The organism is uncultured Halomonas sp., from assembly GCF_947501415.1.
In the GTDB taxonomy this organism is placed as follows: Bacteria; Pseudomonadota; Gammaproteobacteria; order Pseudomonadales; family Halomonadaceae; genus Halomonas.
In genome coordinates this window covers 144,621-160,420 of the sequence record NZ_CANMVL010000004.1, presented here as the reverse complement: position 1 = coordinate 160,420, position 15,800 = coordinate 144,621, and the positions used below count along the sequence as shown (strand labels likewise).

At 66.9% G+C, this 15,800-nt stretch carries 14 protein-coding genes; 9 read left to right on the top strand and 5 right to left on the bottom strand.

Annotation, left to right across the window (positions count from 1 at the left end; genetic code table 11):
• The first annotated feature begins 86 nt into the window (after positions 1-86).
• The gene (locus Q0894_RS03485) at positions 87-890 is read left to right on the top strand and encodes a helix-turn-helix transcriptional regulator (RefSeq protein WP_299231538.1); all 804 of its coding nucleotides are present in this window, start codon (positions 87-89) and stop codon (positions 888-890) included.
• Positions 891-917: 27 nt separating this feature from the next.
• On the opposite strand, the gene ahcY is transcribed toward Q0894_RS03485, so the two are convergent.
• The 3 genes from ahcY to metK all read right to left on the bottom strand — a co-directional run bounded on the left by ahcY (position 918) and on the right by metK (position 5,444).
• Positions 918-2,327, bottom strand: coding sequence for an adenosylhomocysteinase (gene ahcY / locus Q0894_RS03480; RefSeq protein WP_299231536.1), 1,410 nt, complete (start codon positions 2,325-2,327; stop codon positions 918-920).
• A 66-nt stretch (positions 2,328-2,393) separates the two neighbouring features.
• Complete coding sequence (gene ligB, locus Q0894_RS03475) at positions 2,394-4,112, bottom strand: NAD-dependent DNA ligase LigB (protein WP_299231534.1); 1,719 nt, start codon at positions 4,110-4,112, stop codon at positions 2,394-2,396.
• A 108-nt stretch (positions 4,113-4,220) separates the two neighbouring features.
• Positions 4,221-5,444, bottom strand: a complete 1,224-nt coding sequence (gene metK / locus Q0894_RS03470) for a methionine adenosyltransferase (RefSeq protein WP_299231532.1) — start codon at positions 5,442-5,444, stop codon at positions 4,221-4,223.
• A 253-nt stretch (positions 5,445-5,697) separates the two neighbouring features.
• Here metK and tkt point away from each other — a divergent pair, with 253 nt between their 5' ends.
• The 8 genes from tkt (at position 5,698) to Q0894_RS03430 (ending at position 14,058) form a co-directional block, all read left to right on the top strand.
• Positions 5,698-7,701, top strand: a complete 2,004-nt coding sequence (gene tkt, locus Q0894_RS03465; protein ID WP_299231530.1) for a transketolase — start codon at positions 5,698-5,700, stop codon at positions 7,699-7,701.
• Positions 7,702-7,892: 191 nt separating this feature from the next.
• Complete coding sequence (locus Q0894_RS03460; protein WP_299231528.1) at positions 7,893-8,300, top strand: carboxymuconolactone decarboxylase family protein; 408 nt, start codon at positions 7,893-7,895, stop codon at positions 8,298-8,300.
• Positions 8,301-8,362: 62 nt separating this feature from the next.
• The gene (locus Q0894_RS03455; protein WP_299231526.1) at positions 8,363-8,737 is read left to right on the top strand and encodes a CidA/LrgA family protein; all 375 of its coding nucleotides are present in this window, start codon (positions 8,363-8,365) and stop codon (positions 8,735-8,737) included.
• Positions 8,730-9,446 carry an LrgB family protein gene (locus Q0894_RS03450; protein WP_299231523.1) on the top strand — a complete coding sequence of 239 codons (717 nt, stop codon included), beginning with the start codon at positions 8,730-8,732 and terminating at the stop codon, positions 9,444-9,446. The genes Q0894_RS03455 and Q0894_RS03450 overlap by 8 nt, the downstream gene beginning before the upstream one ends.
• 52 nt (positions 9,447-9,498) lie before the next feature.
• On the top strand, positions 9,499-10,524 hold the full coding sequence (locus Q0894_RS03445; RefSeq protein WP_299231521.1) for a glyceraldehyde 3-phosphate dehydrogenase NAD-binding domain-containing protein: 1,026 nt from the start codon (positions 9,499-9,501) through the stop codon (positions 10,522-10,524).
• A gap of 38 nt (positions 10,525-10,562) precedes the next feature.
• Positions 10,563-11,732 (top strand): phosphoglycerate kinase, encoded by a 1,170-nt coding sequence (locus Q0894_RS03440; RefSeq protein ID WP_299231519.1) that lies wholly within the window; start codon positions 10,563-10,565, stop codon positions 11,730-11,732.
• An 82-nt stretch (positions 11,733-11,814) separates the two neighbouring features.
• The gene (gene fba, locus Q0894_RS03435; protein ID WP_132041582.1) at positions 11,815-12,879 is read left to right on the top strand and encodes a class II fructose-bisphosphate aldolase; all 1,065 of its coding nucleotides are present in this window, start codon (positions 11,815-11,817) and stop codon (positions 12,877-12,879) included.
• 192 nt (positions 12,880-13,071) lie between these two features.
• A complete protein-coding gene (locus Q0894_RS03430; protein WP_299231516.1) occupies positions 13,072-14,058 on the top strand; it encodes a D-glycerate dehydrogenase in 987 nt (328 codons plus the stop codon).
• On the opposite strand, the gene Q0894_RS03425 is transcribed toward Q0894_RS03430, so the two are convergent.
• Both Q0894_RS03425 and Q0894_RS03420 read right to left on the bottom strand, forming a co-directional pair.
• Positions 14,055-15,272, bottom strand: coding sequence for an amino acid deaminase (locus Q0894_RS03425; RefSeq protein WP_299231514.1), 1,218 nt, complete (start codon positions 15,270-15,272; stop codon positions 14,055-14,057). The genes Q0894_RS03430 and Q0894_RS03425 overlap by 4 nt on opposite strands.
• A 125-nt stretch (positions 15,273-15,397) precedes the next feature.
• Positions 15,398-15,688: a DUF4235 domain-containing protein gene (locus tag Q0894_RS03420; RefSeq protein WP_299231512.1), complete on the bottom strand. Its 291-nt coding sequence runs from the start codon at positions 15,686-15,688 to the stop codon at positions 15,398-15,400.
• Between the last annotated feature and the right edge of the window lie 112 nt (positions 15,689-15,800).

Here is a 15,800-nt window from a genome sequence, read left to right as displayed (position 1 = left end):
ACCTCGAGTGACAGAAAGGCCATGACCGAAGGGATCGCCACAGACTATCCTGAACGGTCACGTCGTTTTCACGCCAACAAGACACCATGTATCGACAAACGGACATCCCACACCCAGAACCGACGCGCCTCGGTGAGCTGAAGCGCCTACCCCGTCCGCTCTACGGCCATCGTGAGACGCTGCCCAACCGCGCCATCCCACGCCGCCATCGCCACCCCTGGGCCCAGCTCTCTTACGCCGCCAGGGGAGTGGTCGAGGTGGCCACCCCCGAGGCACGCTTCATCGCCCCGCCCGACCGCGCGGTATGGATTCCCCCCGGCCGCCTCCACGGCGTACGCTGCTCCCGCGACAGCGAGATCCGCAGCCTCTATCTCGAACCGGAGGCCTGCGACCTGGGGTGGCCCGACTGCCATGTGCTGGAGGTACAGCCGCTGCTGCGCGAGCTGATCCGCGCCTTTGGCGAGCTGCCGGTGCTCTATGACCGGGAGGGCGCTGACAACCGGCTGGCCCAGGTGCTGCTGGACCGTCTACGGGCCGCCCCCCGAGTGCCGCTGATGCTGCCCTGGCCCCGCGACCCTCGACTGGCCCGGTTATGTCAGCGCATCCAGGCACGCCCCGACGCGCCCCACCGGCTCAGCGAGCACGCCCGCCGGCTGGGGGTGGCCGAGCGTACCCTGAGCCGCGCCTTTCGTGCCCAGACCGGGATCGGCTTTCGCCGCTGGCGCCAGCGCTGCCGGCTCTTTGCCGCCCTGCCCCGGCTGGAAGCCGGTGAGCGGGTCACCGACGTCGCCCTGGCCTGCGGCTACGAGAGCCTGTCGGCGTTTATCGCCGCCTTTCGCGAGGAGTTCGGCAGAACCCCCGGGGAGCTGGTTCACCGGGCCCCTCTTTAGCGCGGGCCATTCAGTAACGCCGACCCTTCAATAACGATAGTGGTCCGGCTTGAAGGGACCATCCGCCGGAACGCCGGTGTACTCGACCTGGGCCTCGGTCATGCGGGTAATCACACCACCGAAGCCCTCCACCATATAGCGGGCCACCTCCTCATCGAGGTGGCGTGGCAACACGCTCACCCCGAGCGCCTCGCTCTTCTCCTCGGCCGACAGCTCGGCGAACCGGCCCCGGTAGAGATGCAGCTGCGCCAGCACCTGGTTGGCGAAGGAGCCATCCATCACCCGCGAGGGATGACCGGTGGCGTTGCCCAGGTTCACCAGGCGCCCCTCGGAGAGCAGGATCAGATAGTCGCGGCTGGCAGGATCGAAGTCGCCCGGCCTGCTGTCGCGATAGACCTTGTGCACCTGGGGCTTCACCTCCTCCCAGTGCCAGTGGCGGCGCATGTAGCCGGTGTCGATCTCGCTGTCGAAGTGGCCGATATTGCACACCACCGCCCCGGACTTGAGGGCCTGCAGCATGGTGGCATCGCAGGCGGCGATATTGCCGGTGCAGGTCACCACCAGATCGATGCGACGCAGCAACTCACGGTCGATGCTCTCCACACCCCGGTTGATGCCACCGACATAGGGAGAGACCACCTCGAAGCCGTCCATGCAGGCCTGCATCGCGCACAGCGGGTCGATCTCCGCAATCCTGACGATCATTCCCTCCTGACGGAGCGACGCCGCCGACCCCTTGCCCACATCGCCATAGCCCACCACCAGCGCCTGCTTGCCGGACAGCAGATGGTCGGTGGCGCGCTTGATGGCATCGCTGAGCGAATGCCGGCAGCCATACTTGTTGTCGTTCTTCGACTTGGTCACGGCGTCATTGACGTTGATGGCCGGCACACGCAGGATGCCGTCGCGCAGCATCTCCTGCAGCCGATGCACGCCCGTGGTGGTCTCCTCGCTGATGCCATGAACGGCATCGAGCAGCTCCGGGCGCTTCTCGTGCAGCAGCAGGGTCAGGTCACCGCCGTCGTCGAGTACCAGATTGGGGGTCCAGCCGTCGGGGCCGGTGACGGTCTGTTCGATGCACCACCAGAACGCCTCCTCGCTCTCCCCCTTCCAGGCAAATACCGGGATTCCGGCGGCGGCGATGGCCGCCGCGGCGTGATCCTGGGTGGAGAAGATATTGCAGGACGACCAGCGCACGCTGGCCCCCAGATCGATCAAGGTCTCGATCAGCACCGCGGTCTGGATGGTCATGTGAATGCAGCCGGCGATACGTGCCCCGGCCAGTGGCCGAGCATCGCGATACTGCTCACGGATCGTCATCAATGCCGGCATTTCGGTCTCGGCGATGCGTATCTCGCGACGCCCCCAGTCGGCCAGGGCGAGATCGGCAACCTTGAAGTCCTGCTGGGCGGGAGTGGTCACGGCGGGCTGGTTCATGGGCGCACCTCGTCACGTGCTGAAAGCGTGACCTTCACTATAGGCGGCGATTCCGGCGACCGACAATCAACGCCCGAACCCGGGGACCCCAAGCTCGACAAGCCGCTCGGCCAGGCGCCGCACCTCCGGGTGGGCGAAGAACTCGCCAAGCTCTTCGGCGCGCCCCAGCCCTATGCCGGACATGGCCCTCCAGTCGTCTTCGTCATGACGCTCCAAGGTGTGCCAGTCGGCTGGCAGGGCGGCCTCGACTCCGGGCGGCGCTCCCAGCGCCTGGAGCCAGCGCGCAAAGGGCGCCTCTTCTGTCGTCGCGAAGAGCGCCACCAGAGTATCGGCTCGGCGCTCGCCAATGCCTCGGGCGCGGCGCAGCGTCTGTCGATCCAGCTCCAGCCAGTCGAGCAGTCCCTCGACCAGCCCCGCCTCGACCAGCGCCTTCCAAGTCCCCCGGCCGACGCCGGCCATGGCCAGCCCCTGATCGCCGGACAGCCACTCAAGCCGCGCCAGGAACTGCTTCTCACAGCCCGGCACCAGGCGGAGACAGCTCAGGGCGTGGTAGCGTGCCGGGGACGGAAGCACCAGCGGGCGACGCTCGACAGCGCGCCAGGCCACGCTCTCCAGGCGCGGGATGGTCAGTCCGGCCAGGGCAATAATGACGTGGTCGCCGGGGCGAATGTCCAGTGCTTGCCAGCGGAAGAGCGACGCCACGCTGACTCGGCGGATATTGCGCCCCTCGAGCGTCACCGGGTGCAGGTGGAGCAGCGGGGTGATGCGCCCGGTACGACCGATGCGAAACTCCACCCCACGCACCTCGCCCAGTGCCTCCCGGGGCGGATGCTTCCAGGCCACCGCCCACTCCGGCGGCTCGGCCCGCCAGGCCTCGGCGGGTGGCCGCGAGGCCTGACGCAGCACCACCCCATCGGTGGCGAAGGGCAGCGGTCCCTGAAACCAGGCGCGTCGCCACTGCTTGACCGTGGCCAGATCCGCTACCGGATGGGTAAAGCGCAGCGTATCGACAAAGCCGAGCCTCGAGAGCCCCGCCAGGCGCTCGCCCATATTGGACGGACCGTCGGGCCAGTCCCAGATAAACAGCCCGACCCGGTCCGCGTCGTCAGCGTTCAGCACCCTGCGCGCCATCAGGCCGCTGATCTCGGCACGCGCCCCGGCATCGCCGCGCTCGGCCTGCACATGCCCCTTCTGCCGCAGGTAGAGCTCCCCCTGCAGCACGCCATCGAACGACTCGGGCAGCCGGGGTGGCACCGACGGCAGACGCTGCACACGCCCGATCCAGTCCTGCCCGAACACGCCATCGCCGCGACTGATCGCTGCCGCCAAGCGTCCATCACGATAGACCAGGGTCACCGCCACCCCATCCACCTTGGGCTGAATCCAGGCGTCGGAGCGACGCATCAACCAGCGCCCCACGGCAGCGGCATCGGCGAGCTTGGCAAGACCGGTCTGGGGGACGGGGTGAACGCCTTCGCCCGCGGGATAACTCGGCGCTGCCATCGCGGGCACCCGATCGGGAAAGCAGCGCCGCCAGGCCTCGAGCCGAGCCCGGGCCTGTTCGTAGATATCGTCGCTCACCAGCGACTCGCCACGCCGGAAGTAGGCGTCGTCCCACTCGGCCAGGCGAGCCAGCAGCGCGGCGACGGAATCCGACGACGGCGCCGACGGACAGGAAGCAGAGGCAACCGGCACGGCCAGAACCAGAAGAAGAAGGACCGGCAAGCAGGTCAGGCGCAGTGAATGCGAAAGGTGAGCAAGGTGCGAAAGGCGAAGAAGGTGCATGGGTGGCACCTCGGCGAGGGGTTTGCTCTTACCCTAGCAACGGGCCCCGCACGGCGCTGCCGGCGGGGCCCATTATGTCGCGCAGGCCTGAGCCTACTGCGTCATGCTTTACTGGAGGCCGGCGGCCTGACGCAGGGCAGCGGCCCGGTCGACCTTCTCCCAGGGGAAGGCCGTGAAGGTCTCGGTGTGCTGCTGCCCATCGGTATCGGTCCAGGTATAGGAGGTCTCGAAGGGCTCACGGCCGAAGTGACCGTAGGCCGCGGTCAGCCGATACATGGGGTGCAGCAGATCGAGCATGCGAGTGATGGCGTTGGGCCGCAGGTCGAAGTGCTCACGGACCAGCTCGATGATCCTCGCCTCATCCACCTTGCCGGTTCCGAAGGTGTTGATGGCGACCGAGGTGGGCTCGGCCACGCCGATGGCGTAGGAGACCTGGATCTCGCACTTGTCGGCGAGCCCTGCGGCGACGATGTTCTTGGCCACATAGCGACCGGCGTAGGCGGCGCTGCGGTCCACCTTGGACGGATCCTTGCCGGAGAAGGCGCCACCACCGTGGCGGGCCGTGCCACCGTAGGTGTCGACGATGATCTTGCGGCCGGTCAGGCCACAGTCGCCCACCGGGCCGCCGATCACGAACTTGCCGGTCGGGTTGATATGGTACTTGGTCTCATCGGAGAGCCACTCGGCAGGCACCACCTGCTCGATGATCTCGCGCCGAACCATCTTGCGCAGCTCCTGCTGGTCGATCTCAGGATCATGCTGGGTGGAGAGCACGATGGCATCCACGGCGCAGGGCTTGCCCTCGGCATCGTAGCGGAAGGTGAGCTGACTCTTGGCATCCGGGCGCAGCCAGGGCAGCAGGCCCTGCTTGCGCAGTTCCGCCTGGCGCTCCACCAGACGATGGGCATAGTGAATCGGCGCCGGCATGAAGGAATCGGTCTCGTTGGTGGCGTAACCGAACATCAAGCCCTGGTCGCCGGCGCCCTGGTCCTCGGGCTTGCTACGGTCGACGCCCTGGGCGATATCCACGCTCTGCTTGCCGATCAGGTTGAGCACGCCACAGGTCAGGCCATCGAAGCCGACATCCGAGGAGGTATAGCCGATACCGGTAATCACCTCGCGCACGATCGCCTCGAGGTCGACCCAGGCGGAGGTGGTGATCTCGCCGGCGACGATCGCCACGCCGGTCTTGACCAGAGTCTCACAGGCCACCCGCGCCTGCTTGTCGCGGGCGATGATGGCATCGAGCACGGCATCGGAGATCTGATCGGCGATCTTGTCCGGGTGCCCCTCGGAGACGGATTCGGAGGTAAACAGGGAGTATTCGCTCATGGCGTCCTCGACCGTGGAGTCACGGATGTCACAACAAGTCACAAAAAACAGGCCGCGGTGGGCCTCATATTGGGGCCAAGAGTCTACACGCTGGCAGGTGGCGAGGCATCCACGATTTGAAGCGCGCCGTCAAGTCGGCGACAATACGCCACCGAATTCGACCACGCCGCGCCCCGCCCGCGCGGCGTCCGATCCAGCCAGACAGCCCGTCCCCGCCCCCGTACGGCGTGGAACGCAGGCGAGGAGCTCTCCCATGCCGTCACGTTTCGAACTGGCCAACGCCATTCGCGCCCTCTCCATGGATGCCGTCCAGAAGGCCAATTCCGGCCATCCAGGCGCGCCCATGGGCATGGCCGACATCGCCGAGGTGCTGTGGAACGACTACCTCAAGCACAACCCGGCCGACCCGAAGTGGCCCGACCGCGACCGTTTCGTGCTCTCCAACGGTCACGGCTCCATGCTGCTCTACTCCCTGCTCCACCTCACCGGCTACGAGCTCGGTCTCGAGGAGCTGCAGAACTTCCGCCAGCTTCACGCCAAGACCGCCGGCCACCCCGAATACGGCTACGCGCCGGGGATCGAGACCACTACCGGTCCGCTGGGCCAGGGCCTGGCCAACGCCGTGGGCATGGCACTCGCCGAGAAGACCCTGGCGGCCCAGTTCAACCGCCCCGGTCACGACATCGTCGACCACTACACCTATGTGTTCGTCGGCGACGGCTGCCTGATGGAGGGTGTCTCTCACGAGGCCTGCTCCCTGGCCGGCACCCAGCAGCTCGGCAAGCTGATCGCCCTCTATGACGACAACGGCATCTCCATCGATGGCGAGGTCGAGGAGTGGTTCACCGAGGACACCGCCAAGCGCTTCGAGGCCTATGGCTGGCACGTGGTACCCAACGTCGACGGCCACAAGCCCGAGGAGATCCAGGCCGCCATCGAGATGGCACGCAGCCAGGATGACAAGCCCAGCCTGATCATCTGTAAGACGATCATCGGCTTCGGCGCCCCCGGCAAGCAGGGTACCGCCGCCACCCATGGCGCCCCGCTCGGCGAGGACGAAGTCGCCGCCGCTCGTCAGCGCCTCGAATGGCCCCACGCGCCCTTCCATGTGCCCGAGGAGATCTATCGTGGCTGGGACGCCAGCGAGGCCGGCCAGACCCAGCAGGAGAAGTGGCAGGCCCGCTTCGAGCGCTACGCCGAGGCCCACCCGGAGCTGGCTCGCGAGTTTGCTCGCCGCATGGAGTGCAAGCTGCCCACCGCCTTTACCAGCGAAGCCATGGTGCAGCGTGCCCAGGAGAAGGGTGAGTCCATCGCCTCGCGCAAGGCCTCGCTCAACTGCCTCAACGAGCTGGGGCCGCAGCTGCCCGAGCTGCTCGGCGGCAGCGCCGACCTGGCACCCTCGAACCTGACCTTCTGGGAGGGGGCGCAGGCGATCACCCCGCAGACCCCGGAGGGCAACTACCTCCACTACGGGGTCCGCGAGTTCGGCATGGGCGCGATCATGAACGGCATCGTCCTGCACGGCGGCTTTATTCCCTACGGCGCCACCTTCCTGATCTTCATGGAGTACATGCGCAACGCGGTGCGCATGGCGGCCCTGATGGGCAAGCGCGCCATCTACGTCTTCACTCATGACTCCATCGGTCTGGGCGAAGACGGTCCCACCCACCAGCCGGTGGAGCAGCTCACCAACCTGCGCACCACCCCCAACCTGGCCACCTGGCGCCCCTGCGACGCCACCGAAACCGCCGCCGCCTGGGATGCCGCCATCAAGCGTAACGCCGGCCCCACGGCGCTGGTACTCTCCCGCCAGGGCCTGCCCCACCAGTCGCGCACCAAGCAGCAGCTGGCCAATATCCAGCGCGGCGGCTATGTGCTCAAGGATTGCGACGGCACCCCCGACCTGATCCTGATCGCCACCGGTTCCGAGGTCGGCCTGGCCATGGAGGCCACCACCGAGCTGGAGCAGGCCGGCCACGCCGTGCGCGTGGTCTCCATGCCCTCCACCTACCGCTTCGACGCCCAGGATGCCGAGTACCGCGAGAGCGTGCTGCCCAGAGCCGTGATCCGTCGCATCGCCATCGAGGCCGGCCATGCCGACTTCTGGTACAAGTATGTGGGCCTCGACGGTCGCGTGATCGGCATGCGCAGCTATGGCGAGTCCGCCCCGGCGGGCGAGCTGTTCAAGCTCTTCGGTTTTACCGTGCAAAACGTGATCAATCAGGCTACCGAGCTGCTCGAGGGCACTGACGGCTGACCTCGGCGCTAACGCGGCCCTACCCTTCCAGCCTCCGCGAGCAGGTCAGCCGGAGGGAAAGGTAGGGCCGAGGCGACACCTGGAAAGGGGCTGGCGATTGCCGAGCCCCTTTCTTGTGGAAACCTTGCGCGACAAGTGTCGACAAGCCCGGCGTTGCAACCTGCACCCGCCGGAGAGGAAAGGAGAGGGATATGACAACTGATCGTTATCAAAAGGGCATGGACAAGCTGATGGAGCTGACCATCCCCGACGAGAACAGCCCCACGGGCCACATGGAGATCGGCGAGAGCTTCAAGGATGTCGCGCCCGACCTGGCCCGGATGGTGGTGGAGTTCGCCTTCGGCGATGTCTATGCCCGACCGGGCCTCGACAACAAACAGAAGGTATTGACGACCATCTCGGCGCTGGTTGCCCAGGGCACGCCCCAGATCGGCATGCATGTGGTAACCGGCCTGAACGTTGGCCTGACTCCCGACGAAATTGCCGGCTGCATCATCCACCTTATTCCCTATGTCGGCTTCCCGCGGGCATTGAACGCCCTGCGAGTGGCACAGGAGGTCTTTGCCGAGCAGGGCGTTGCCGTCACACAACAGGAGTGACCCATGGCCGCCATACTGCTGGAACAGTACCGCCCCATGGCGCCCTCGGACCGGAGGCTGGCTTGACGACACTGCGTGGCTTCCTCTGGCTGATCGGCTTTCTGCTGGCCGGTGAGGCGCTGGTCCTCCTCACTGGCCTGCCGGTTTCAGCCGGCGTGATCGGCATGCTGCTGCTCACCGCCTGGCTAGCGCTCCACGGCGGCGGCTTCGACGATATCGCCGCCGCGGCCCGGCCGCTGATCGCCGCCCTGGCACTGCTGATCATGCCCGGCGTGGTGGGCATCTTCTTTATCCTCGACGAGCTTGCCGGCCAACTCACCGCCATCCTGGTCGCCCTGCTGCTGGGTACCCTGCTCAGCGTCTTCACCACCCTGTGGCTGATGCGTCGACTGGTGGCAGATGCCACCACCGACAGCCGGGAGGCTCCCCATGAGTGATCTGATCGAGCAGCTGATGGTCAACCCCCTCGCCGCCGTGGCACTCACGCTCGCCGCCTACTTCACCGGCGACCGGCTGTTTCGTGCCCTGCGTGCCCCCGCCTGGTGTCCTCCGCTGCTGGTGGCCGCCCTGCTGCTGGCCACCGCGCTATGGCTGCTCGGCATCGACTATGCCGACTACCGTGCGGGAGCCGGCTGGATGACGTTGCTGCTGGGACCGGCCACGGTGGCACTGGGCCTGCCCCTCTACCAGCAGATGGGAAAGATCCGCGAGCTGTGGCGACCGCTGCTGCTCTGCCTGCCCATCGCCGCCACCATGGCCGCCCTCTACGCGGTAGGCATCGCCTGGGTGATGGGGGCCCCCGCCGAGATCCTCGCCTCGCTGGCCCCCAAGTCGGTCACAGCCCCCATCGCCATCGGCATCACCGAACGCCTGGGCGGCTCGGTGGCGCTGCTGATGGGCGGTTTGCTGGTCACCGGTGTGGCGGCGATCGGCTGCGTCAGCCTGGTGGCACGCTGGCTCGGCATCCAGGATGAGCGCCTGCTCGGCCTGGCGCTGGGCATCAATGGCCATGCCCTGGGCACGGTTCGCGCCTTCGAGATCAGCCCCACCGCCGGTGCCTTCTCCTCGCTGGGCATGAGCCTGACCGGCATCCTCACCGCCCTGCTGCTGCCACTGGCCTGGCGGCTGCCGGGACTCGTCGGCTGAAATACGCTAGAATCGCCGATCTTCACTAACCGCTGGAGAGACGCTCGACGCCATGGCCTATCGCATCGCCATCAACGGTTACGGCCGCATCGGCCAGTGCGTGCTGCGCGCTCTTGTCGAGCGTGCCGAGCCACAGCTCGAGGTGGTGGCCATCAACGAGCTGTCGGGGCTCGACACCATCGCCTACCTGACCCGCTACGACACCACCCATGGCCGCTTCCCGGCGCGGGTCGAGGTCGATGGCGACCATCTGGTGATCGACGGCCGTGGGATCCGCGTGCTCTCCGAGCCCGATCCCCGCCGCCTGCCCTGGCAGGAGCTCAATATCGATCTGGTGCTGGAGTGTTCCGGCAGCTTCAAGGATCGCGCCACGGCCGAGTGCCACCTGAACGCCGGTGCCGGCCGGCTGCTGTTCTCCCAGCCGGCGGAGGCCGACGTCGACGCCACCATCGTCAGCGGCATCAACGACCACGAACTGGTTCCCGCCCGGCGTATCGTCTCGGCGGCCTCCTGCACCACCAACTGCCTGGTGCCGGTGCTCACCGTGCTCGACGAGGCACTCGGCATCGAACACGGCGTCACCACCACCATTCACTCGGCGATGAACGACCAGCCGGTGATCGACGCCTATCACCAGACCGACCTGCGCCTGACCCGCTCGGCGATGCACTCCATCGTTCCGGTGGACACCGGCCTGGCTCGCGGCATCAACCGCCTGATGCCTCACCTGGCCGGTCGCTTCGAGTGCCTGCATATGCGGGTGCCGACCATCAATGTCTCGGCCATGGACCTGGCCATTACGGTGCGCCAGGACACCAGCGCCAGCGAGGTGAACGATCTGCTCGCCGAGGCCAGCCGCGGACGCCTGGCCGGCCTGCTGGGCTACACCGAGGAGCCCATGGCCTCGGTCGACTTCAACCACGACCCACGCTCCGGTATCGTGGACGCCACCCAGACCCGGGTGGCCGGCGGCCGCCTGATCAAGCTGCTGTGCTGGTTCGACAACGAGTGGGGGTTCGCCAACCGCATGCTCGATGTCACGCGGCGCCTGGCCGCCATGCCCCTCGACGCTCCCTGATCCCCTTACGGTTTCCCCAAGATGAGGAACACCCCCCGATGAACGTGCGCAAGATGACCGACCTCGACCTCAGCGGAAAGCGTGTGCTGATCCGCGAGGACCTCAACGTGCCCGTCAAGAACGGCAAGGTGACCAGCGATGCGCGCCTGCGTGCCGCCCTGCCCTCCATCCAGGCCGCCCTGGATGGCGGCGCCCGGGTGCTGCTGATGAGCCACCTGGGCCGCCCCACCGAAGGCGAGCCCGCCGATGAGTTCTCGCTGGCGCCGGTGGCAGACCATCTGGGCGAGCTGCTGGGCCGCCCGGTACGGCTGGTCAAGGAGTACCTGGACGGCGGGGTCGAGGTGACCGACGGCGAGGTGGTGCTGCTCGAGAACGTGCGCTTCAACCAGGGTGAGAAGAAGGACGACGAGGCGCTCGCCAAGCAGTACGCCGCCCTCTGCGATATCTACGTGATGGATGCCTTCGGCACCGCCCACCGCGCCCAGGCCTCCACCCACGGCGTGGCCCGCTTCGCCTCCGTGGCCTGTGCCGGCCCGCTGCTGGCCGCCGAGCTGGATGCCCTGGAGAAGGCGCTGGCCACTCCGGCCCGCCCCATGGCCGCCATCGTCGGCGGCTCCAAGGTCTCCACCAAGCTGGAGGTGCTGACGGCGCTCTCCGAGAAGTGCGACCAGCTGATCGTCGGCGGCGGCATCGCCAACACCTTTATCGCCGCGGCCGGCCATAACGTGGGCAAGTCGCTGCACGAGGCCGACCTGATCGACCAGGCCAGGGCACTGATGGACAAGGTGGAGATCCCGCTGCCCAGCGATGTGGTGGTGGCCACCGAGTTCTCCGACGCCGCCGAGGCCATCGTCAAGCCGGTGGACCGGGTCGCCGATGACGAGATGATCCTCGATATCGGTCCGGAGAGCGCCGCTCGCCTGGGGGCCATGCTCAAGGATGCCGGCACCATTCTGTGGAACGGCCCGGTCGGCGTCTTCGAGATCGACCAGTTCGGCAAGGGCACCGAAGTGATCTCCCGGGCCATCGCCGACAGCCCGGCCTTCTCCATCGCCGGCGGCGGCGATACCCTGGCGGCCATCGACAAGTATGGTATCGCCGATGCGGTCTCTTATATTTCCACCGGTGGCGGCGCCTTCCTCGAGTATGTCGAGGGCAAGACCCTGCCGGCGGTCGCCGCCCTGGAAGCCGCCGCGGCCCAGGCCTGATAGACTAGACGAATCCCGACACGACTCTACACGCGGCGGCTGCCTCCGGGCGCCGCCGCCACCACGAACGACAGGTGAGAATATGGCACTGATCAGCATGCGCCAGCTGCTGGACCACGCCGCCGAACATGGCTACGGCGTGCCGGCCTTCAACGTCAACAACCTCGAGCAGATGCGCGCCATCATGGAAGCCGCCGACCGCACCGACTCCCCGGTGATCGTCCAGGCCTCTGCCGGTGCCCGCAAGTACGCCGGTGCCCCCTTCCTGCGCCACCTGATCCTGGCCGCAGTGGAAGAGTTTCCGCACATCCCGGTGGTGATGCACCAGGACCACGGCACCAGCCCGGCGGTATGTCAGCGCTCCATCCAGCTGGGCTTCTCCTCGGTGATGATGGACGGCTCCCTGGGCGAGGATGGCAAGACCCCGGCCAGCTACGAATACAACGTCGACGTGACCCGCCGCACCGTGGAGATGGCTCACGCCTGTGGGGTCTCCGTGGAGGGCGAGCTGGGCTGCCTGGGCAGCCTGGAAACCGGCATGGCCGGTGAGGAAGATGGCATCGGCGCCGAGGGCAAGCTGGACATGGAGCAGCTGCTCACCGACCCGGAAGAGGCCGCCGACTTCGTCAAGGCCACCGGTGTCGACGCCCTGGCCATCGCCATCGGCACCAGCCACGGCGCCTACAAGTTCACTCGGCCGCCCACCGGCGACACCCTCTCCATCCAGCGCATCAAGGAGATCCACGCCCGCATCCCCGATACCCATCTGGTGATGCATGGCTCCTCCTCGGTACCCCAGGAGTGGCTCGAGGTCATCAACGCCCACGGCGGTGAGATTCCCGAGACCTACGGCGTACCAGTCGAGGAGATCATCGAGGGCATCAAGCATGGGGTACGCAAGGTCAATATCGATACCGACCTGCGCCTGGCCTCCACAGGCGCGGTGCGTCGCTTCCTGGCCGAGAACCCCAGCGAATTCGACCCACGCAAGTTCCTCAAGGAGACCGTCACCGCCATGCGCGATCTCTGTATCGATCGCTACGAGGCCTTCGGCACCGCCGGCAACGCATCCAAGATCAAGCCGATCAACCTGGAAGCGATGTTCGAGCGCTACGCGAGCGGCGAGCTGGACCCCAAGGTGCGCTAAGCATACCTCGCACCTTGCATGATCAACGGGCGGCCTCAGGGCCGCCCGTTTTGTATCTGCCCCTGGTTGATGCTCCACTGCCCGGTGTGACTCGCAAGGGCACGGGCAGAACGCGAGGTGTTATACCTTCAGATACCAGATAATGGTCCCGCTTCGATATTCATCGATGATTGATTAATGGAACGGTGCAGCATGAAGAAACATATCCTGATCCATGGTCGCCTGACAGACACCCAGCTGGCGCAGCTCGCCGAACGCTTCGAGGTTCAGGTCTGTCTGGGCGCCACCCCTGCCGAGGACCCCGACTTCCTTGACGCCCTGCCCAGGGCCCACGGTCTGATCGGCAGCGGACTCGCCATCACCCCCGAGTGGCTCGATGCCGCACCAAACCTGGAGGCGATCGCCACCATCTCCGTGGGCTACGACGGCATCCCGGTGGAGGAGCTGACACGGCGCGGCATCCTGCTCTGCAACACGCCCGATGTGCTCACCGAGACCACGGCAGATACCGGCTTCGCGCTGATACTCGCGGCATCTCGCCGCGTCGTCGAGCTGGCCGACTTCGTCAGGCGCGGCGACTGGCAGGCCAGCATCGGCGAGGCACAGTTCGGTAGCGATGTGTACGGCAAGACGCTGGGCATGATCGGTTTCGGCCGCATCGGCGCCGCCGTCGCGCGCCGCGGTGCCCTGGGGTTCGGCATGCGCGTGCTCTATTCCAACGCCTCTCCCAAGCCGGCCCTGGAGCAGGAGCTGGGGGCCGAGCGTCGTGAGATGGACGCGCTACTCGAAGAGGCGGATATCATCTGTGTGACCGTCCCCTTGACCGCCGAGACCGAACACCTGATCGGCGCTCGTGAATTCAGCCTGATGAAGCCCTCGGCGATCTTCGTCAATATTGCCCGCGGCCGAGTGGTGCGGGAGGCAGACCTGATCGCGGCGCTGGAGAAGGGCCAGGTGCGTGCCGCCGGGCTCGATGTCTTCGAGCAGGAGCCGCTCTCTCCCGAGTCCCCCCTGCCCCATATGCCCAACGTGGTCGCCCTGCCGCATATCGGCTCCGCGACTCGCGAGACCCGGGATGCCATGGCACAGCGTGCCGTGGACAACATCAGCCGGGCCCTACAGGGGCAGCGTCCCATCAGCCTGGTCAACGAGGAGGCCTGGAGGCCCCGAACCGCCTAGAAGCAGGTCTCCACGGACTCCGTGACCGTCAACGTCTCGTCCACCAGCAGCAGATGACGCCACTTGTCGAAGGTCAGACAGGGGTGGGAGGTGCCGAAGGCGATCACATCACCGACCGCGAGCTCGGCATCCTCGGGAATCGTCAGGAAGAGATGCTGATCCATGATATGCGTGGCGCGCCAGCTACCGGGCGCAGTCACCGCCCCGTTTCCCGTGGCGAGCGTGTCGCGCGGATAGTGCCGCAACGGCAGCGGCATGTCCGGCTCGTGACCGATATCGCGCTTGCCCAGGCCCACGATGGCCAGTCCCGGCTCGGGCAGTGACTGCACATGGGCGAACACCTCCAGCGCCGGCTGCAGCTCGCCCTGGAGGTGCGGATCGCGTGCCTTCACCTCGGCCATGGCATCGGCATAGAGCCTGTGGTCATGCACCACATAGCACCCCGGCCGCAGCACCGGGGTGTAGTGTTCGCGCAACTCCGCCTCGTCGAAGGCCTGGGCAATCAGATCGAACCACCGGGAGCCCGCTGCGGTAACGATGGGCGCCTCGCTCGCCAGCACGCCGCTGCCGTGCAGTACCTTGACGGTCTCGACCAGCCGCTCCCCATAGGCACGCACCGCCGCGACCTCGTCGCCGCCGGCGATCAGCCCCTCATAGCCCTCTATACCGACAAGGCGCAGGGAGGGCTGCTCGGCGATCGCCCCTACCAGCGCCTCGACCTCGGCGGTGTTGCGGCAGCCACAGCGCCCACCAGGAACACCGAGCTCGATCAGCACATTGAGGTGCAGGTCCCGGTCGGCGAAGAAGCGCCCCAGCTGACCCACGTTGTCGCTGCTGTCCACCACGCAGTAGAACTCCGCCCCGGCCTGAATCAGCCCCGCCACCATGGCCATATTGGCTTCCCCCACCAGCTGGTTGGCCATCAGCAGTCGCCTCACCCCGTGGGCGAAGGCGGCTCGACACTGGGGCGCCGTAGCCAGGGTAATGCCCCAGGCGCCGGTCTCGAGCTGGCGCCGGAACAGCGTCGGGCTCATGGTGGTCTTGCCGTGGGGTGCCAGTCGGGCACCATGAGCCTCGGCGAAGCGCTGCATCCAGATCAGGTTATGGGCCAGGGGCGCCTCATGAATCACCGCCGCCGGTAGGCTGACACCTGTAAGCAGCGCCGAGCTGGTCTCGACGAGCCCCTTGTCGCAGTGCCGTTCCACTTCGCTCATTACAGACCCTCTCCTCGTGTCGGGGCGGCGGTAGCCACATGCCCCATGACCAATAGCGTAAACGGCCCCACCGTTGGTTCGGGGGGGCCGCTGCCTTGTATTATCTCCGAGCTCTGCGAGACGTGCTACCGCTTCAGCCGGGGCAACACTCCCCCCTTATTGCCGGCACGAGGTACCCTGTGCATGACCTCGCGCCCGGCGCGCCTGCCCACCACCCGGGCGACTCCCACCAGCACGCCGGTAGCGGCGCCCCACAGCAGGGCCTGGCGCCACTCCACATCGGGCTCATCGGGGTTTTCCGGTGGGGTTTCGCCAACCTCTTTCTGGTAGGCCTTGTCCGCCGCCTTGCGGGCCATCATGCTGGCTGCCACCGCCGCGGCGGAACCCGCCAGCGACCAGAGGGTGTCCTGCTTCATGCTGTACCTCGCCTGCTGGGTGTGGATCTCACCGGAGGGGCCATCGATAAGGGAAGGACCGCTCCGGGCCTCGCTTCATGCTAGTCGACACTGGCCTGGAAAACGCGCTCCA